The 19,489-nt window shown below is 70.1% G+C and carries 14 protein-coding genes; 12 read left to right on the forward strand and 2 right to left on the reverse strand.

The window, feature by feature from the left end; all coding sequences use genetic code 11:
• Nucleotides 1-46: 46 nt before the first annotated feature.
• From ACFY9V_RS31080 to ACFY9V_RS31135, 12 genes are all read left to right on the forward strand, one after another.
• On the forward strand, nt 47-979 hold the full coding sequence (locus tag ACFY9V_RS31080; RefSeq protein ID WP_355338623.1) for a sugar ABC transporter permease: 933 nt from the start codon (nt 47-49) through the stop codon (nt 977-979).
• Nucleotides 980-992: 13 nt separating this feature from the next.
• Complete coding sequence (locus ACFY9V_RS31085) at nt 993-1,949, forward strand: carbohydrate ABC transporter permease (RefSeq protein ID WP_355338626.1); 957 nt, start codon at nt 993-995, stop codon at nt 1,947-1,949.
• A 261-nt stretch (nt 1,950-2,210) separates the two neighbouring features.
• On the forward strand, nt 2,211-3,425 hold the full coding sequence (locus tag ACFY9V_RS31090) for an ROK family transcriptional regulator (RefSeq protein ID WP_355338629.1): 1,215 nt from the start codon (nt 2,211-2,213) through the stop codon (nt 3,423-3,425).
• A 139-nt stretch (nt 3,426-3,564) separates the two neighbouring features.
• On the forward strand, nt 3,565-4,647 hold the full coding sequence (locus ACFY9V_RS31095; protein ID WP_355338632.1) for a substrate-binding domain-containing protein: 1,083 nt from the start codon (nt 3,565-3,567) through the stop codon (nt 4,645-4,647).
• A 230-nt stretch (nt 4,648-4,877) separates the two neighbouring features.
• On the forward strand, nt 4,878-5,666 hold the full coding sequence (locus ACFY9V_RS31100) for an ATP-binding cassette domain-containing protein (RefSeq protein WP_188282659.1): 789 nt from the start codon (nt 4,878-4,880) through the stop codon (nt 5,664-5,666).
• Entirely contained in the window at nt 5,663-6,970 is a 1,308-nt protein-coding gene (locus ACFY9V_RS31105) for a sugar ABC transporter permease (RefSeq protein ID WP_355338636.1), read from the forward strand. Before ACFY9V_RS31100 ends, ACFY9V_RS31105 begins: the two co-directional genes overlap by 4 nt.
• Before the next feature lie 304 nt (nt 6,971-7,274).
• Nucleotides 7,275-9,200 carry a 1-deoxy-D-xylulose-5-phosphate synthase gene (dxs, locus tag ACFY9V_RS31110; protein ID WP_355338639.1) on the forward strand — a complete coding sequence of 642 codons (1,926 nt, stop codon included), beginning with the start codon at nt 7,275-7,277 and terminating at the stop codon, nt 9,198-9,200.
• 219 nt (nt 9,201-9,419) lie between these two features.
• Nucleotides 9,420-10,925: an amino acid permease gene (locus ACFY9V_RS31115; protein WP_391163881.1), complete on the forward strand. Its 1,506-nt coding sequence runs from the start codon at nt 9,420-9,422 to the stop codon at nt 10,923-10,925.
• On the forward strand, nt 10,926-12,485 hold the full coding sequence (locus tag ACFY9V_RS31120) for a glycosyltransferase (RefSeq protein ID WP_391163882.1): 1,560 nt from the start codon (nt 10,926-10,928) through the stop codon (nt 12,483-12,485). It begins immediately after the preceding gene.
• Nucleotides 12,486-12,528: 43 nt separating this feature from the next.
• Nucleotides 12,529-13,395, forward strand: coding sequence for a thioredoxin domain-containing protein (locus tag ACFY9V_RS31125; protein WP_391048769.1), 867 nt, complete (start codon nt 12,529-12,531; stop codon nt 13,393-13,395).
• Between the two features lie 180 nt (nt 13,396-13,575).
• Nucleotides 13,576-14,841: a peptidoglycan-binding protein gene (locus ACFY9V_RS31130; RefSeq protein ID WP_355338648.1), complete on the forward strand. Its 1,266-nt coding sequence runs from the start codon at nt 13,576-13,578 to the stop codon at nt 14,839-14,841.
• The gene (locus ACFY9V_RS31135) at nt 14,838-15,830 is read left to right on the forward strand and encodes an SPFH domain-containing protein (RefSeq protein WP_355338651.1); all 993 of its coding nucleotides are present in this window, start codon (nt 14,838-14,840) and stop codon (nt 15,828-15,830) included. Before ACFY9V_RS31130 ends, ACFY9V_RS31135 begins: the two co-directional genes overlap by 4 nt.
• 93 nt (nt 15,831-15,923) lie before the next feature.
• Here the strand turns inward: ACFY9V_RS31135 and ACFY9V_RS31140 are convergent, their stop codons facing one another.
• On the reverse strand, nt 15,924-18,050 hold the full coding sequence (locus ACFY9V_RS31140) for a 3-hydroxyacyl-CoA dehydrogenase NAD-binding domain-containing protein (RefSeq protein ID WP_355338654.1): 2,127 nt from the start codon (nt 18,048-18,050) through the stop codon (nt 15,924-15,926).
• Entirely contained in the window at nt 18,047-19,267 is a 1,221-nt protein-coding gene (locus ACFY9V_RS31145; protein WP_355338657.1) for an acetyl-CoA C-acyltransferase, read from the reverse strand. The genes ACFY9V_RS31140 and ACFY9V_RS31145 overlap by 4 nt, the downstream gene beginning before the upstream one ends.
• Between the last annotated feature and the right edge of the window lie 222 nt (nt 19,268-19,489).

A 19,489-nucleotide genomic window follows, 5' to 3' on the forward strand; every position in this document is an offset into this window, starting at 1 on the left:
GTCCGGCCCCCGCACCGGCATAGCCCCTCGATCAGGAGCAGGATCCATGCAGCATCGCAAATACCCCTTCATTGTGGGCTTCCTCATCGTCCCGATCGTCCTGTATGTGACGTTCGTGATCTGGCCGTATCTTCAGACGATCGGCTACTCGCTCACGGACTGGAAGGGCGAGTCCCAGACCTTCAACTTCGTGGGCCTGGACAACTACACGACCCTGTTCCACGACTCCGTCTTCAGAACCGCGTTGTGGCACAACATCCTGCTGCTGATCTTCCTGCCGGTGATCACCATCCTGCTGGCGCTGTTCTTCGCCTTCATGGTGAACGTGGGCGGTCGCAGCACGGCGGGCGGTGTCCAGGGCGTCCGCGGCGCCGGGATCTACAAGGTCGTCTACTTCTTCCCGCAGGTCCTGTCGGTCGCGATCCTGATCGTGCTGTTCGGCGCGGTCTACCGCAGTGACTCGGCCGGTCTGCTCAACGGCGTCCTGGTGAAGCTGCACCTGGAGGACGCCAACAACCCCATCGAGTGGCTGAACGACCCCAACCTCGTGCTCTGGTGCCTGCTGGCGATCCAGGTCTGGGCGGGCGTCGGCTTCTACCTCGTGCTGTTCTCCGCGGCGATGCAGTCCATCCCCAAGGACATCTACGAGGCCGCGCTGCTCGACGGCGCGGGCCGCTCGCAGACCTTCTTCAAGGTCACCCTCCCGCTGCTGTGGGACAGCGTGCAGACCTCGTGGGTGTACATCTCGATCTTCGCGATGGACTTCTTCGCCCTGGTCTCCGGACTGACCCCCGGAACCGGCTACGGCGGTGGTCCCGACCACCACAGCGAGGTCATGGCGACCTACCTGATGCGCAACTTCCTGTCCTTCGGCAAGAGCGGTTACGCCTGCGCACAGGGCGTGATCATCATGCTGGTGACCTTGATCGTTTCCGCTGTCACGCTGCGGGTCTCCCGCCGTGACCGCATCGAGTTCTGAGCGGGGAAGCACCATGACCTCACCCATCACCGAGGCGCAGTCCGGCGGACTGCTGGGCCAGGTACCCGCTCAGGGCGGGCCCGGCAAGAAGCGCAAGGGCAAGGGAGCGGAGGAGGCCGGCTACGACGGAGCCGGCGGCCGGGTGCTCAACGTCTTCTCGCACGGCTTCCTTGCGGTCTGGGCGATCATGATCATCCTGCCACTGGCATGGATCATCCTCAGCTCGTTCAAGAACAACAGCGAGATCGGCTCCAGCGCGTGGTCCTGGCCCTCGCACTTCACCTTCGGCGCGTTCAGCCGCGCCTGGGACAAGGGCATCGGCGACTTCTTCCTGAACACCGTGATCGTGATGGTGTTCTCGGTGCCGCTGACCATGCTCTTCGGCTCGATGGTCGCCTACGTGCTGGCCCGGTACGAGTTCCCCGGCAACAGGTTCATCTACTTCCTGTTCGTCGGCGGCGCGATGTTCCCGTACTTCCTCGCGCTGGTCCCGCTGTTCTTCATGGTGAAGAACCTCGGCATGCTGAACACGTACCAGGGTCTGATCCTGGTGTACGTCGCCTACTCGCTGCCGTTCACGACCTTCTTCATGCACTCGTTCTTCAAGACGCTGCCAACGGCCATCCATGAGGCGGCGGTGCTCGACGGCGCCTCGCACACCCGGACGTTCTTCCAGGTGATGGTGCCGATGGCCAAGCCCGGTCTGCTGAGCGTCGGCATCTTCAACGTGCTCGGGCAGTGGAATCAGTACATCCTGCCGGTCACGCTGATGCAGCCGCAGACCAGCACCGACAAGGACCACTCCATGCTGGCCCAGGGCCTGGTGAACCTCGCGCTGTCGCAGGGGTACTCGGGCGACTACCCGGCGCTGTTCGCCGGCATGGTGATCGCGATGCTGCCGGTGCTGGTGGTGTACCTGTCCTTCCAGCGCCAGGTCCAGGCCGGACTCACCGCGGGCACCCTGAAGTAGCCCACGGCGGCGCCCCCGAGCGCCGTTGAGCAGGCCGTACGCCGCGAGGAGCGGCTCCGCGAGGGCGCGGAGCCGCTCCTCGGCGTTCGCGACCGATTCGCATAACGGTGTGGCTCTCCCCCTTGACGGGACATCACCCCAAACACTCAACTTAGAGTTCACATGTTGTAGACGACGGGGTCTCACCGATGTGGCAGGTACGACATCGGTCCGGGTCCCCGTCCGTGCGGGCAGCCGGGACGCTCCGGCTGCCGGGCAGGAGTGGATGTCGTGGTCGAGACTCCGGGATCGCAGTCGTCGCTGCACCGGGCCAACCTGGAACGCGTCGTGCGTGCCGTACGGCTGGCCGGGTCACTCACCCAGGCGGAGATCGCGCGCAGCACCGGCCTGTCGGCCGCGACGGTCTCCAACATCGTCCGCGAACTGCGGGACAACGGCACGGTGCAGGTGACGTCGACCTCCTCGGGTGGTCGGCGGGCCCGCAGCGTGGCGCTGTCCGGTGACGCCGGCATCGTCGTAGGAGTCGATTTCGGCCATTCGCATCTCCGGGTCGCGGTCGGCAATCTGGCCCATCAGGTGCTGGCCGAGCAGTCCGAGCCGATCGACGTGGACGCCTCCGCCTCCCAGGGCTTCGACCGCGCCGAGCAACTCGTCGCGCGGCTGGTGGAGTCCACCGGGATCAACCCCGACAAGGTGCTCGGGGTGGGTCTGGGCGTGCCGGGGCCGATCGACGTGGAGTCCGGGACGCTCGGTTCGACCGCGATCCTGCCCGGCTGGAGCGGTATCAACCCCCGCCAGGAGTTGACCGACCGGCTCGGTGTGCCGGTCCAGGTGGACAACGACGCGAATCTGGGCGCACTGGGCGAGTTGGTCTGGGGCGGCGGCCGGGGCGTGAAGGACCTGGCGTACATCAAGGTCGCCAGCGGCGTCGGCGCGGGCCTGGTGATCGACGGCAGGATCTACCGCGGACCGGGGGGCACGGCGGGTGAAATCGGCCACATCACCCTCGACGAGTCGGGTCCGGTGTGCCGGTGCGGCAACCGCGGCTGCCTGGAGACCTTCACCGCCGCGCGCTATGTGCTCGAACTCCTGCGCGGCAGCCACGGAGATGGCCTAACGGTCCCGAAGATGGTGCAGCTCGCACGCGAGGGCGACCCCGGCTGCCGTCGCGTGATCGGGGACGTGGGCCGCCACATAGGCATGGGCGTGGCCAGTCTGTGCAACCTCTTGAACCCCAGCAGGGTCGTGCTGGGCGGGGACTTGGCCGAGGCGGGGGAGCTGGTGCTCGGCCCGATAAGGGAGTCCGTGTCGCGGTACGCGATCCCCAGTGCCGCCCAACGGCTGTCCGTGGTGCCCGGGTCGCTGGGTGCCCGTGCGGAGGTTTTGGGGGCACTTGCCCTGGTGCTGAGTGAGATGGGTGATTCTACACTGTTGGATGGTAATACTCCGGTTGATACACCCGCCTTTTCGGCATAACTGAGCGTTCACACAGCTAACGAAACGGGTCGTTGCCATCTCGTTAAGTGTTTACTTCTTGACGGCATGGCGTCAGCCGGAGTTGACTCACGAGCACCTCGGCCGCGGTGTTGCGGCCCTGTCAGGGAGGCAACCTCACATGAACGCAATGACGCGTCGAATCGCCGTCGGGACGGTCGCTGTTTCGATCGCGCTCACGATGGCCGCTTGTGGCAAGGCGGGCGACAAGTCGTCCGACAGCAGCAAGGACAAGACCATCGGCCTGCTGCTCCCGGAGAACGCGACCACCCGGTACGAGAAGTTCGACCGGCCCCTGATCGAGGCGAAGGTCAAGGAGCTGTGCTCCGACTGCAAGGTCGACTACGCCAACGCCGCCGGTGACCCCGCCAAGCAGGCGCAGCAGGTCAGCAGCATGATCGCCAAGGGCGTCAAGGTTCTCATCCTGGACGCGCAGGACTCGGTCGGCATCCAGTCCTCGGTCCAGGCCGCGGTCGACAAGGGCATCAAGGTCGTCGCGTACGACCGCCTCGCGCAGGGCCCGGTCTCGGCCTACGTCTCCTACGACAACGAGAAGATCGGCGAGCTCCAGGGCCAGGCGCTGCTCAACGCCATGGGCGCCGACGCCAAGCCGACCTCGAAGATCGTCATGATCGACGGCGACCCGGCCGACCCGAACGCCGCCTCCTTCAAGGCCGGCGCCCACAAGATCCTCGACGGCAAGGTGAACATCGCCTACGAGCAGTCGGGTCTGTGGAAGGACACCGTCGCCAACCAGAAGGTCACCGCGGCGATCACCCAGCTCGGCAAGGCCAACATCAAGGGCGTCTACTCGGCCAACGACGGCATGGCCGGCGGTATCGCCACCGCCCTCAAGGGCGCCGGCATCAACCCGCCGCTGACCGGCCAGGACGCCGAACTGCCCGGCATCCAGCGGATCCTCGCGGGCACCCAGGCCGCGACGATCTACAAGGCGTACCAGCCGGAGGCCGACGCCACCGCCCAGATCGCGGTCGCGCTGCTCGAGGGCAAGGACTTCAAGGACGTCGCCGACACCACCGCCAAGAGCGGCTCGGGCCAGACGGTCCCCGCCCACCTCATCGGCGCCGTCGCGGTGACCAAGGAGAACATCAAGGACACGGTCATCAAGGACAAGCTGTACACCGTGGCCCAGATCTGCACCGCTGAGTTCGCCCAGGCGTGCAAGGACGCGGGCATCCAGTAGTACCCAGGGCCTCGGCCCGCCCCCGAAAGACCTGTCCGGTGCCCCGCCCCCACCATTCCACCCCGCTGCCGGGGCGGGGCACCGGACGGAAACGCTTCCGGGGTAGAGCGTTCGGGGAAGGGGTATGAGCCCGTTCCCCGTTGACTGATGTCATCCCAGTGCTTTATTGCACGTCCCCCGCGGCTGTCCCCCCAGTACGCGGCATCCCCGCCGGTCAGGCGGCGAAGGAGATGGTTCACGTGTCCGCTACGCCCGTGCTGGCGTTGCGCGGAGTCTCCAAGCGATTCGGTGCGGTTCAGGCCCTCACCGATGTCGAGTTGGAGGTCCACGCCGGAGAGGTTGTCGCCCTGGTGGGCGACAACGGAGCCGGTAAGTCCACACTGGTCAAGACGATCGCCGGTGTGCACCCCATCGACGAAGGCGTCATCGAATGGGAGGGCAAGGCGGTCAGCATCAACCGGCCGCAGGACGCCCAGAGCCTCGGCATCGCCACCACGTACCAGGACCTCGCGCTCTGCGACAACCTCGACGTGGTCGGCAACCTCTATCTCGGACGGGAGATCCTCCGGGTCGGAGTGCTCGACGAGGTCACGATGGAAAGGCGTGCGCGCGAGCTGCTCAACACGCTGTCCATCCGGATCCCCAGCGTGCGGATCCCGATCGCCAGCCTCTCCGGCGGTCAGCGGCAGGTCGTGGCCATCGCCCGCGCCCTGATCGGCGAGCCGAAGGTCGTCATCCTCGACGAGCCCACCGCCGCCCTCGGCGTCGAGCAGACCGCCCAAGTCCTCGACCTGGTCGAGCGGCTGCGCGAGCGCGGCCTCGGCGTGATTCTGATCAGCCACAACATGGCTGACGTGACGGCGGTCGCGGACACCGTCCACGTGCTGCGCCTGGGCAGGAACAACGGGTCCTTCCCGGTCAAGGGCACCACGAACGAGCAGATCATCGCGGCCATCACCGGAGCCACGGACAACGCCGTGACCCGCCGTCAGTCGCGCAATGTGGAGGCGGCGAAGTGAGCGACAAGACCACCCTGTCGAAGGCCGACGAGGAGCCGCCGGCCGCTCCGGTCGACGAAATGGCGCCGGCCGCGGTCGAGGTCATCGACCCCCGGCTGCTGGTCCGCCAAGAGGGCTTCAAGGGCTACATCACCGAGTTCAAGCGCAAGCTCAAGGGCGGTGAACTGGGCTCGCTGCCCGTCATCGTCGGCCTGATCATCATCTGGACCGTGTTCCAGCTGAAGGACAGCCTGTTCCTCAGCTCGACCAACATGGTCAACATCAGCTACTTCCTGGCCGCCACCGGCATGATCGCGGTCGGCCTGGTCTTCGTGCTGCTGCTCGGCGAGATCGACCTGTCGGTCGCCTCCGTCAGCGGTCTGTCGGCCGCGATCTTCGCGATCTTCTCCACCACACACGGCATGAACATGTGGCTGGCGATGATCCTCACGGTCCTCACCGGCATCGGCATCGGCGCGATCCACGGCTTCTTCTTCGCCAAGATCGGCGTCCCCGCCTTCGTGGTCACCCTCGCGGGCAACCTCGGCTGGAACGGCCTGATGCTGTGGCTGCTCGGCTCCACCGGCTCGCTGTCCATCCAGGACAAGGGCCCGATGCACATCCTGGGCCAGCGCTCCTTCTTCATGGACCAGGACATCGCCGGCGCCTACATCCTGGCGACCGTCGGTGTCGTCGCGCTGCTCGCCGGTTCGCTGATCGAGCAGACCCGCCGCCGCAAGGCGGGCGTCCCGTTCCGCCCCACCAGCGAGATCGCGCTGCGCACCGTCGCCCTGGCCGTCGTGGCCTACGTGGCCGCGTACGTGCTCAACAAGTCCGCCGGTGTGCCGAACGCCCTGGTGATCTTCCTGGTCGCCCTGGTGATCTGCGACTTCGTCCTGCGCCGCACGCCCTTCGGCCGCAAGGTCTTCGCGGTCGGCGGCAGCATCGAGGCCGCCCGCCGCGCCGGTATCAACGTGGCGCTGATCCGGATCGCGGTCTTCGCGATCTCCGGCGGCTTCGCCGCCATCGGCGGTCTCTTCCTGGCCGCCCAGACCTACACCGCGACGCTCGCCGCCGGTACCGGCAACCTGCTGATGCTGGCGATCGCCGCCGCGGTCATCGGCGGCACCAGCCTCTTCGGCGGTCGCGGCAACGTCTGGTCGGCGCTGCTCGGCATGCTGGTCATCCAGTCCATCCAGACCGGACTCGACCTGCTCAACATGAACACCTCGATCCAGTACATGATCACCGGCGCCGTTCTGCTCGCCGCCGTGGTCATCGACTCGGTCTCGCGCCGTACGCAGAAGACCTCCGGCCGCGCGTAGCGCCGCCGCGTACGACGGCGGCGCGCGTAACGGCTCGTAACAACGCGGGCGGACACGCGCGCCGCGGCAGCACCTCGAACCGCCGGGCGGACCTGGAAATCCAGGTCCGCCCGGCGGTTCGCCGTTGCCGTGCCGTGACATACATCGCACAGGGCGGCCGACAGCCTTGGAACCGGAAGATTAGACTCGTCGGATCGGCCGTATCGAAGCGATCCGGCCGTGTCGGCGTCCACGTCGGCAAAACCGTGGGACAGACCTTCGACAGGTGCCGACAGGTACCGACAGGCAGCAGAGGGAGGAACGGGTGGCAGTGCTGACCCGTATCAACGGACCGCGCGACCTCGACCGGCTCAGCCAGCAGCAGCTCGTGGAGCTGGCGGGCGAGATCCGTGCCTTCCTCGTCGACGCGGTGTCCAAGACCGGCGGGCACCTCGGCCCCAACCTCGGTGTGGTCGAGCTGACCATCGCCCTGCACCGCACCTTCCACTCGCCCGTCGACCGGATCCTCTTCGACACCGGCCACCAGGCGTACGTGCACAAACTGCTCACCGGACGCAAGGACTTCGCGAAGCTCAAGAGCAAGGGCGGCCTGTCCGGCTACCCGTCGCGCGCCGAGTCCGAGCACGACGTGATCGAGAACAGCCACGCCTCCACCGTCCTCGGCTGGGCCGACGGTCTCGCCAAGGCCAACGAGGTGCTGGGCCGCACCGACCACGTGGTCGCCGTGATCGGCGACGGCGCGCTCACCGGCGGCATGGCCTGGGAGGCGCTGAACAACATCGCCGCCGCCCAGGACCGCCCGCTGATCATCGTCGTCAACGACAACGAGCGGTCCTACGCGCCCACCATCGGCGGCCTCGCGGACCACCTGGCGACCCTGCGCACCACCGACGGCTACGAGCGCTTCCTGTCCCGTACCAAGGACCTCCTGGAGCGCACCCCGCTGATCGGCCAGCCGCTCTACGAGACGCTGCACGGCGCGAAGAAGGGCCTGAAGGACTTCATCGCCCCGCAGGGCATGTTCGAGGACCTCGGCCTGAAGTACGTCGGCCCGATCGACGGCCACGACGTGGAGGCGCTGGAGTCCGCGCTGCTGCGCGCCAAGCGGTTCGGCGGCCCGGTCATCGTGCACTGCATCACCGAGAAGGGCCGCGGCTACAAGCCCGCCGAGCAGGACGAGGCCGACCGCTTCCACGGCATCGGCCCGATCCACCCCGACACCGGTCTGCCGGTCGCCGCCGCGGGCGCCGACTGGACGTCCGTCTTCGGTGACGAGATGGTCGCGCTCGGCAAGGAGCGCGACGACATCGTCGCCATCACCGCCGCGATGCTCCAGCCGGTCGGCCTGGAGAAGTTCGCCAAGGCGTTCCCCGACCGCGTCTACGACGTCGGCATCGCGGAACAGCACGGCGCGACCTCGGCCGCGGGTCTGGCCACCGGCGGACTGCACCCGGTCTTCGCGGTCTACGCGACCTTCCTCAACCGCGCCTTCGACCAGGTCCTGATGGACGTGGCCCTGCACAAGTGCGGTGTCACCTTCGTCCTGGACCGGGCGGGCGTCACCGGCAGCGACGGCGCCTCGCACAACGGCATGTGGGACATGTCCATCCTCCAGGTCGTGCCGGGACTGCGGATCGCCGCCCCGCGCGACGCCGACCAGGTACGCGCCCAGCTCCGCGAGGCCGTCGCGGTGGACGACGCGCCGACCGTGGTGCGCTACTCCAAGGGCGCGGTCGGCCCGGCCGTCGCCGCCGTCGGCCGGATCGGCGGCATGGACGTGCTGCGCGAGCCGTCCGAGGGCGAGCGCCCCGACGTCCTGCTGGTCTCGGTCGGCGCCCTCGCGCCGATGTGCCTGGAGATCGCCGGGCTGCTGGACGCGCAGGGCATCACCACCACCGTGGTCGACCCGCGCTGGGTCAAGCCGGTGGACGAGGCGCTGCCCGGCCTGGCCGCCAAGCACCGCGTCGTGGTCACCGTCGAGGACAACGGGCGGGTGGGCGGCGTCGGTTCCGCCGTCGCGCAGGCGCTGCGCGACGCGGAGGTGGACGTGCCGCTGCGCGACTTCGGCATCCCGCAGCGCTTCCTCGACCACGGATCGCGCAAGGACGTGATGGCCGACATCGGGCTCACCGCACCGGACATCGCCCGCCAGGTGACCGGCCTGGTCGCCACCATCGACGGCCGCTTCGCGGACGACGCGGACCACGCGCGCGAGATCGCCCGCGACTGATCCCACCGCCCGCCCGCCCCTCGCCGGGGACACGGCGGCGCACCCGTACGACGCGGGGGTCCACCCATACGGGTGGACCCCCTCTTCCATCGGCGTACGCGTAGGCGCGCCTATTCGGGTGAGACGGACCTCCGGAGTGCAGTAACGCAGTAGCGGCTGCCGACCGACGGAATCGACCGGCCGAACCGACCGGCCGCCGGACGATCTGGAGGTGTGACGGTGGACACCGACACGCGTGACGACACGGCCCCCCGACCCCGGGGGGTGTTCCGCACCAAGAGCATCGAACAGTCGATCGCGGACACCGAGGAGCCGGAACACGGCCTGCGCAAGGAGCTGTCCGCGCTCGACCTGATCGTCTACGGGGTCGGCGTCATCGTCGGCACCGGCATCTTCGTGGTCACCGGCTCGGTCGCCAAGGACTACGCGGGGCCCGCCGTCGCGCTCGCCTTCATCGTCTCCGCGATCGTCTGCGGCCTGGCCGGGCTCTGCTACGCCGAGTTCGCCTCGACCGTGCCGGTGGCCGGATCGGCGTACACCTTCAGCTACGCCTCCATCGGCGAACTGCCCGCCTGGATCATCGGCTGGGACCTGATCCTCGAACTGGCGCTGGGCGCGGGCGTGGTGGCGGGCGGCTGGTCCGGCTACATGGCCAATCTGCTGTCGCACTTCGGCATCGACATCCCCAAGGTCCTCACCCACGACGGCGGCGGCTTCGGCTTCGACCTGCTGGCCGCGGTGCTGGTACTGGTGCTCACCGGCATCGTGATGGCCGGAATGAAGCTGTCCGCGCGGGTCACCACGCTGATCGTCGCCGTCAAGGTGACCGTGGTGCTGCTGGTGATCTTCGCCGGGCTCTTCTTCGTCACCGGCAGCAACTACCACCCGTTCCTCCCGGCGTCGAAGGCCAACACCGGCAGCGGCTCCGACCTGCACGCGCCGCTGGTGCAGATGATCTTCGGCTTCACCCCGTCCTCGTTCGGCGTGATGGGCATCTTCTCCGCCGCCGCCGTGGTCTTCTTCGCCTTCATCGGCTTCGACATCGTCGCCACCGCCGCCGAGGAGACCAAGAAGCCGCAGCGGGACATGCCGCGCGGCATCCTCGGCTCGCTGGTCATCTGCACCGTGCTGTACGTGGCGGTCTCGCTCGTCGTCACCGGCATGCAGAAGTACTCGGACCTGGACACCACCGCGCCGCTGGCGTCCGCCTTCAAGTCGGTCGGCGCGCCCTTCTGGTCCGGCCTGATCAGCTTCGGCGCGGCCGTCGGCCTGACCTCCGTGGTGATGATCCTGCTGATGGGCCAGACCCGGGTGTTCTTCGCGATGAGCCGCGACGGGCTGCTGCCGCGCGCCTTCTCCCAGGTGCACCCGAAGTTCGGCACCCCCTACCGGACCACGGTGCTGCTCGGCGTGATCGTCGCGCTGATCGCCGGATTCTTCACCGTCGGCGAACTGGAGGAGATGGTCAACGTCGGGACGCTCTTCGCGTTCGTCGTCGTCGCCATCGGCGTCGTCGTGCTCCGCCGCACGCGCCCCGACCTGCCGCGCGCCTTCCGCGCCCCCTGGGTGCCCGTCCTGCCGGTGGCCTCGGTGTGCGCGTCCCTGTGGCTGATGCTCAACCTCAGCGTGGAGACCTGGCTCCGGTTCGCCGTATGGATGGTGATCGGCCTCGTCATCTACTTCGGCTACGGCCGCTCCCACAGCAGGCTGGGCCGCGGGCGCTAAGTGCAGCCGACGAGCGCGGTACTGCCGGCGCGGCCGGCCGTACCGGTGGCCGTACCCGCGGGTGCCCCCGGCCGCCGCGACCGGCGCTACTGGTCGCGGCTGGCCGCCCTGCTCGCGGCGCTCACCGTCCTGCTGCGCCTGCCGTCCTTCGCCCGCCCGGTGTGGAATCCCGACGAGGGCTATCTGGCCGTCCAGGCGCGGCTGCTGGCGCACGGCGGGGTGCTGTACGACACGGTGGTCGACCGCAAGCCGCCGCTGCTGCCGTGGCTGTACCAGGGGCTCTTCGCGGTCTTCGGCGACGGCTCGCTGTGGCCGCCGCGCACGGCCGCGCTGCTGGCGCACCTGGCGACCGCGCTGCTGCTGGCCGCGGTCGCCCGCCGCCGCTGGGGCGACCGGTCGGGGGCGGCGGCGGGCGCGGGATATCTGCTGCTGTCGGTCGGCCTCGCGCCCGAGGACACCCTGGCGGCCACCTTCGAGGTCTTCATACTCCCGTGGACCGCCGCCGCCGTCTGGTGCGCCGACCGCTCCCGCTGGGGACTGGCGGGCGTGGCCGTGGCGGGCGCGGCCCTGACCAAGCAGACCGGCGCGGTGATGCTGCTCCCGGTGGCCTGGACGCTGTGGCGGGCGGCGCGGGCCGGACGCGCCCCGGCGCTCGCGGGCGCGCTGCGGCTCTGCCTCGGCTTCGCGCTGCCGGTCGGCGCGGTGGCCCTGCTGACCGGACCCGGCCGCTTCCTGTTCTGGACGGTCACCGGCTCCGCCGAGTACGTCTCGCCGCGCGGCGCCTGGCTGACCGGGCTGAGCCGGGCGGCGGGCGGCGCCAGCGTCCTGGCGGTGGCCGCCGCCGGAATGCTGCTGGCCGCGGGCGCCGCCTGGGCGCTGCGGCGCCGCCCGGTCCCCGCCGACCTGTGGGTGTGGCTGGCCGCCTCCGGGGTCGCCGTGGTCTCCGGCTTCCAGTTCTACGGCCACTACTTCCTCCAGATGGTGCCCCCGCTGGTGCTGATCGGCGTGGCCGCCGTCCGCGCGCTGCCCCGGCTGCGCGCCGCCGTCACCTGCTGGACGGTCCTGGCCTGCGCCGGATTCCTGGTCTGGGACCTGGCCGCGCCGAGCCGCGAGCTGGACCACGCGGTCGCCGTCGCCGCCGCGGTCCGCGCGCACACCGCGCCCGACGACCGCGTCCTGGTGTGGGGCATACACCCCGAGACGTACTGGTTCGCCGACCGGCGGCCCGCCAGCCGCTATCTGACCGCGGGCTTCCTCACCAACTTCAGCGGCGGGCGCGGCGGGGTCCGGGTGGGGGAGCGGTACGCGGTCCCCGGCGCCTGGCGTGCCTTCGGCGCGGAATTCTCCGCGCACCCGCCCGCGCTGGTGGTCGACGACTCCCGCGGCGACCCGTACGCGATCTCGCGCACGCCGACCCTGCGTGACCTGCTGGGTTCCGGCTACCGGCGGGTGGCGAGGGTCGACGGCGCGGTCGTCTGGGCGCGCGAGGCCGCAGGACCGGCCGGGCGCGGCGGCGCCCATGGGGGACCGGCTGGACGTGGCGCATGGGGGCGATGGTAAAAAGGCGCGAGAGCTGGTGCGGCAATATCGAGGTGGCGTTGTCATGACGGAGTCCAAGGGACCCGGGAACCAGGACCGTGCGAAGGACGGGGGGAGCAAGCCCAAGCGCAAGTCCCTCCTGGACCGGGTACGGCCCTACGCGGTCGGCACGACCGCGATCGTGGTGGTCTTCGGCGGGTCCGCGCTGATCGGCCAGCACGTACGCAGCACCAAGGACGACAAGGTGCGCGAGCCCTCGGGCGTCATCGCCGCGCCCATCGTGCCCACGGGCCCGGTGGACACCGCGTCGCCCAGCCCCAGCGCCGCCCCCACGGGCCCCAAGCTCGGCCTGCCGGTGCGGCCGTCCGTGCCGGTCACGGTCACGATCTTCGTGGACCTGCGCAGCCCCGACTCCAAGGCGTTCGCCGACGAGTACCAGGCCACGCTGACGCAGTTGCTGACGACCGGCCAGGCGGAGCTCCAGTACCGCCTGGTGACCGCCTCCGACCAGCAGTACGGCGGCGAGGGCTCCAAGACCGCGGCCAACGCGGCGGCGTGCGCGCAGGACCAGAGCCGCTTCACGCAGTTCATGAAGGAGGTCTGGAAGCACCAGCCGGACCCGAAGAGCGACACGCTGACCCACCTGAACTTCCTGAAGGAACTGGCCGTCAAGGCCGGGAAGATCAAGCTCAGCACCTTCGAGCCGTGCCTGGAGCAGGGCGACCACAACGGCTGGGTGCAGCAGTCGCAGAACGACTTCGCGAAGTCCGACCTCGGCTCGATCCCGGTGGTGGAGATCAACGGCACGCCGGTCAAGGACGTGCACTCCACGCTGACCCCGCAGAAGCTGCGCAAGATGGTGCTCGCCGAGGCCAAGCGCGTGATCGCGGTGCAGGCCACGCCGTCGGACACGCCCGCGCTGCTGGGCTGACGGACTGTCGGATTTCTCCGGCCGCTCCGTCTTCCGCACCGCGGTAGCTCCGCTGTCCCGCCGCTCCCCGCGGTCGGGTGTTTCGTGCCCTTGAATCATCGGTATGTCAGATTTCGTCAACTTTTAGGCGAAATCGGGTACTGAAGGCATGTGACACCCGATCACGGAGGAGTGGTGCGCATGTCCATACCGGTGTTCGATGACGTCGAACCGCTGCCCGCCTGCGGTTGCGAGGAGTGCGCCCGACGGCGCCTCACCGACTCGATGGCGCGCGACACCGGTGGACCGGCCACCGGCGCGACGACCCGTGTGGTGGTCGTGGCCGCCGCCGCGGGCACCGCGCTGGGCAGCGCCGCCGGAGCGGTCGCCGCCGTGCCGCTGCCGTCGGAGGCCACCGCCTTCACCACGGGCCACGCCGCGCTCGCCGCCGCCCCCGCCACGGTCCCGGCCGCCACCCCCCTGCGGCTCACCCGCGACCAGATCATCCAGCGCGCCCGCACCTGGGCGGACGCCAAGGTGCCGTACAGCATGACCGCGTACTGGAAGGACGGGTACCGGCAGGACTGCTCCGGCTTCGTCTCCATGGCCTGGGGTCTGGGCAGCAGCGCCTGGACCGGCAGTCTGGCCGGCTACGGCGTCCGGATCACCAAGGACGAGCTGATGCCCGGTGACATCCTGCTCTTCCACAACGCCGCCGACCCCGAACACGGGTCGCACACGGTCATCTTCGACGGCTGGGTGGACGACGCGCACACCGCGTACACCGGCTACGAGCAGACGGTCCCGGCCACCCGGGTCCAGACCACGCCGTACGCATACTGGTCCAATTCCGGGAAATACATTCCCTACCGGTACAAGTATCTGGCGGGTGGCAGCAGTTCGGGATCGGGGTCCGGTGGGTCGTCGTCGGGTTCCACGGCCTTCCCCGGCACGTCCGCCTTCGGCCCCGGCGCCGACAACGCCAACGTCACCCGGCTCGGCACCATGCTGGTCGGCCGCGGCGCCAGCTCGTACTACAAGGTCGGTCCCGGACCGAAGTGGAGCGAGTCCGACCGCGGCGCGACCAGCGCCTTCCAGCGCGCCCAGGGCTGGTCGGGCAGCGACGCGGACGGGCTGCCCGGCCCCACGACCTGGTCGTACCTCGTCCAGGACAAGGGCCGCGACATCTCCGGCGCCCCGCGGGCCTCCGGCGGCACCCCCGCCAAGGTCCCGGCCTACCCCGGCGCGGGCGCCTTCCGGCCCGGCCAGACCAACGACTCGGTACTCGCCCTCGGCAAACGGCTCGTCGCCAAGGGCTTCGGCAAGAACTACACGGTGGGCCCCAGCCGTACATGGGGCGAGGCAGACCGGCGCAATGTCGAGGCGTTCCAGCGGTCCCTGGGCTGGACCGGGCGCGACGCGGACGGCTACCCCGGCCCCGAGACCTGGAGACGACTGTTCACGTGACGACATCTTCCACCGCCGCTGGCACGGGGCTGCCGGAGCAGACCCGCCCGGCCGCCCACAGCGGCGGCACCGAAGTCCACCCCGCCCCCGCCGCCCCGCCGGAGCTCGTCGAACGGCCGGGGCCCTGCCTGCCCGGCTGGACCGCGACCGCCGTCGTGCTCGCCGCGACCGTCGGCGTCTGCTGGCTGCTGTGGCGCGCGGGCGTCCTGCCCGCCGACGTGGCCGGCCGCCCCCTGCTGCCGCCCCCGCCCGGCGGCGGCTCCGCCAGCGGCCTGTGGAGCGGCGTCCTGCTGCTCGCCGCGGTCGCCGCCTTCGCCGCGGGCGGCCTCACCAGAGGCCGCAACGGCAGCGTCTGGGTGCTCACCCGGCACGGCTCCTACCGCGGCACGGTCCGCCGTACCGGCCTGCTCTGGATCAGCCCGCTGCTCACCCGCCGCAGGCTCGACGTGTCCCTGCGGCACTGGCGCAGCCGCCCGATCGACGCGGTCGACGCCAACGGCACCCCGCTCCAGCTCAGCGTCCTGCTGGTGTGGCGGGTCAGGGACACCGCCAAGGCGGCCTTCGCCGTCGACGACCACAACCTCTTCCTGCGCGAGCAGGTCGAGGCCGCCGTCGCGCTGGCCGTCTCCCGGCACCCGGCCGACGACTTCCGGGGCGCCGCGCCCACCCTGCGCGACAGCGAACGGCTCGGCGACCACCTCACCAAGCTGATCGCCGCCGACCAGCGGCCGGTCGGCATCGAGGTCTTCTCGGCCACCCCGGTCCGCCTCGACTACGCCCCCGAGGTCGCCGCGGCCATGCGGCGCGCCCAGATCGCCGCGCTGGACGCCAAACACCGCAGAGCCGTACTCGACGACGTCCTGGCCACCGTCGCCGAGACCGTCCGCGGCATCACCGAGCGCGGCCTCGTCCAGCTCGACGACTACGAACGCAAGGCGCTGGTACGGGACCTGACGGTGGCGCTGTGCACGACCGTGCCGAAGAAGTGAGCCGCGCCGGGACCCGCGTGAGCTGAGCCGGAACGGCGAAGCGCCGGACGGCCCCCTGACATCGGGGCCGTCCGGCGCTTCGCCGCGTCCGTCCTAGGCCGGGACGCTCGCCACGCCAGGCGCCAGGAACGGCTTGCCGTTCACCCGCTGGGACACGCCCTCGCGGTCCAGGTACGGGGTGACGCCGCCCAGGTGGAAGGGCCAGCCCGCGCCGGTGATCAGGCACAGGTCGATGTCCTGCGCCTCGGCCACCACGCCCTCGTCCAGCATCAGGCCGATCTCCTGCGCGACGGCGTCCAGCACCCGGTCGCGCACCTGCGCCTCGGTGAGCACCGAGTCGCCCTGCTTGAGCAGCGCGGCGACCTCGGGGTCCAGCTCCGGCACGCCGGAGTCGTAGACGTAGAAGCCGCGCTTGCCCGCCTTGACCACGGCCGCCAGATTCTCCGAGACGGTGAAGCGGTCGGGGAAGGCGCCGTGCAGCGTCTCGGAGACGTGCAGACCGATGGCCGGGCCGACCAGTTCGAGCAGCACCAGCGGCGACATCGGCAGGCCGAGCGGCTCGACGGCCTTCTCCGCGACGGCGACCGGCGTGCCCTCGTCGATGACGTTCTGGATCTCGCCCATGAAGCGGGTCAGGATGCGGTTGACGACGAACGCCGGGGCGTCCTTGACCAGCACCGCGGTCTTCTTCAGCTTCTTCGCCACGCCGAAGGCGGTGGCCAGCGACGCGTCGTCGGTCCGCTCGGCGCGGACGATCTCCAGCAGCGGCAGCACCGCGACCGGGTTGAAGAAGTGGAAGCCGACGACCCGCTCCGGGTGCTCCAGCTTCGAGGCCATCTCGGAGACCGACAGCGAGGAGGTGTTGGTGGCCAGGATCGCGTCCGGGCGCACCACCGCCTCCAGCTCCGCGAAGACCTGCTGCTTGACGCCCATCTCCTCGAAGACGGCCTCGATGACGAAGTCCGCGTCGCCGAAGGCGGTCGCCTTGTCCAGGTGACCGGAGACCAGCGCCTTGAGGCGGTTGGCCTTGTCCTGGCCGACGCGGCCCTTGGCGAGCAGCTTGTCGATCTCGCCGTGGACGTAACCCACGCCCTTGTCGATCCGCGCCTGGTCGATGTCGGTCAGCACGACCGGCACCTCCAGGCGGCGGGCGAAGAGCAGCGCGAGCTGCGAGGCCATCAGGCCCGCGCCGACCACGCCGACCTTGGACACCGGGCGGGCCAGCGACTTGTCGGGCGCGCCCGCCGGGCGCTTGCCGCGCTTCTGCACCAGGTTGAAGGCGTAGATGCCGCTGCGCAGTTCGCCGCCCATGATGAGGTCGGCCAGCGCCGCGTCCTCGGCGTCGAAGCCCTGCCGCAGATCGCCGTTCTTCGCCGCGGCGATGATGTCCAGCGCGCGGTACGCGGCAGGGGCCGCCCCGTGCACCTTGCTGTCCGCGACGGCCCGGCCGCGGGCCACGGCCTGGTCCCACGCCTCGCCGCGGTCCACCTCGGCCCGGTCCACCTCCAGCTCGCCCTTGAGGACGGCCGCGGTCCAGGCCAGCGACTGCTCCAGGAAGTCCGCCGCCTCGAACAGCGCGTCGGCGATGCCCAGTTCGTACACCTGGGCGCCCTTGAGCTGACGGTTCTGGTTGAGCGAGTTCTCGATGATGACGGTGACCGCGCGGTCCGCGCCGATCAGGTTCGGCAGCAGTACGCAGCCGCCCCAGCCGGGCACCAGGCCGAGGAAGACCTCGGGGAGCGAGAAGGCGGGCAGCGAGGCCGACACCGTGCGGTAGGTGCAGTGCAGACCGACCTCGACACCGCCGCCCATGGCCGCGCCGTTGTAGTACGCGAAGGTCGGCACGGCCAGCGACTGGAGCCGCTTGAAGACCTCGTGGCCGCTCCTGCCGATGGTCAGCGCCTCGTCGCGCGTCCTGAGCACCTCGACGCCCTTGAGGTCGGCGCCGACCGCGAAGATGAACGGCTTGCCCGTGATGCCGACGCCGGTGATCGCGCCCTCCGCCGCCTCCTTCTCCACCTGGTCGAGCGCCGCGTCCAGGTGGGCCAGCGACTGCGGGCCGAAGGTGGTCGGCTTGGTGTGGTCCAGGCCGTTGTCCAGCGTGATCAGCGCGAAACGGCCCGCGCCCGGCAGCTCCAGGTGCCGCACCTGGGCCTGGGTGACGACCTCGCCGGGGAACCGCTCGGCCGCCCCCTTCAACAGCTCGGTGGTGCTGCTCACTTGGTGCCTCCGTCGAAGTGGGGGTTCTCCCAGATGACCGTGCCGCCCATGCCGAAGCCGACGCACATGGTGGTGATGCCGTAGCGCACGTGCGGCTGCTCCTCGAACTGCCGGGCGAGCTGCGTCATCAGCCGCACACCGGAGGAGGCCAGCGGGTGGCCGTAGGCGATGGCGCCGCCGTACTGGTTGACCCGCGGGTCGTCGTCGGCGATGCCGTAGTGGTCGAGCAGCGAGAGCACCTGGACGGCGAACGCCTCGTTGATCTCGAACAGGCCGATGTCGCCGATCGACAGACCGGCCTTGGCCAGCGCCTTCTCGGTCGCCGGGATCGGGCCGATGCCCATCACCTCGGGCTCGACGCCCGCGAAGGCGTACGAGACCAGGCGCATCCGTACCGGCAGGTCCAGCTCCCTGGCGACGTCCTCCGCGGCGAGCAGCGAGGCGGTGGCGCCGTCGTTGAGACCGGCCGCGTTGCCCGCGGTGACCCGGCCGTGCGGGCGGAAGGGGGTCTTCAGACCCGCGAGCTGCTCCAGCGTGGTGCCCGGCCGCATCGGCTCGTCCGCCGTCGCCAGGCCCCAGCCGGTCTCCCCGGCCTCGGGGGTGGTGCGGCGGATCGCGATCGGCACCAGGTCCTGCTGGATCCGGCCGTTGGCGTACGCCTTCGCGGCCTTCTCCTGGCTGCGGACGGCGAATTCGTCGGCGCGCGCCTTGGTGAGCTGCGGGAAGCGGTCGTGCAGATTCTCCGCGGTCATGCCCATGAACATCGCCGACTCGTCGACGAGCTTCTCCGAGACGAACCGCGGGTTGGGGTCGACGCCCTCGCCCATCGGGTGCCGTCCCATGTGCTCGACGCCGCCGGCCACCACGACGTCGTACGCGCCGAAGGCGATGCCGCCGGCCGTGGTCGTCACGGCGGTCATCGCGCCCGCGCACATCCGGTCGACGGAGAAACCGGGCACGGTGGTCGGCAGCCCGGCGAGGATGCCCGCCGTCCGGCCCAGGGTGAGGCCCTGGTCGCCGATCTGCGTGGTCGCGGCGACCGCGACCTCGTCGATCCGCGCCGGGTCCAGATCCGGGTTGCGCCGCAGCAGCTCCCGGATGCACTTGATCACCAGGTCGTCGGCCCGGGTCTCGTGATACATGCCCTTCGGGCCCGCTTTGCCGAACGGGGTGCGGACGCCGTCAACGAATACGACGTCCCTTCCGGTACGAGGCACGGTGGGTCTCCCTCTTCGACGATGTGGAACGCGGCGCTGAAGCACGCTTCCTACGGCTCGCCTCACATGCTACTCGTCGGTAACTCATGTGCACAGCTTCCCTCGCGGAAGCGGCGCAGCTCACATCGCACGGATGTTACCGAAGGTTACCCCTGTAGGGGAGACCATGAGGGAGCGCCGCGGGCGGGTCGGCCGTTCGACACGGAACCACCGGCGGCGGAC

It is taken from the genome of Streptomyces sp. NPDC008317 (genome assembly GCF_042955955.1).
In the GTDB taxonomy this organism is placed as follows: Bacteria; Actinomycetota; Actinomycetes; order Streptomycetales; family Streptomycetaceae; genus Actinacidiphila.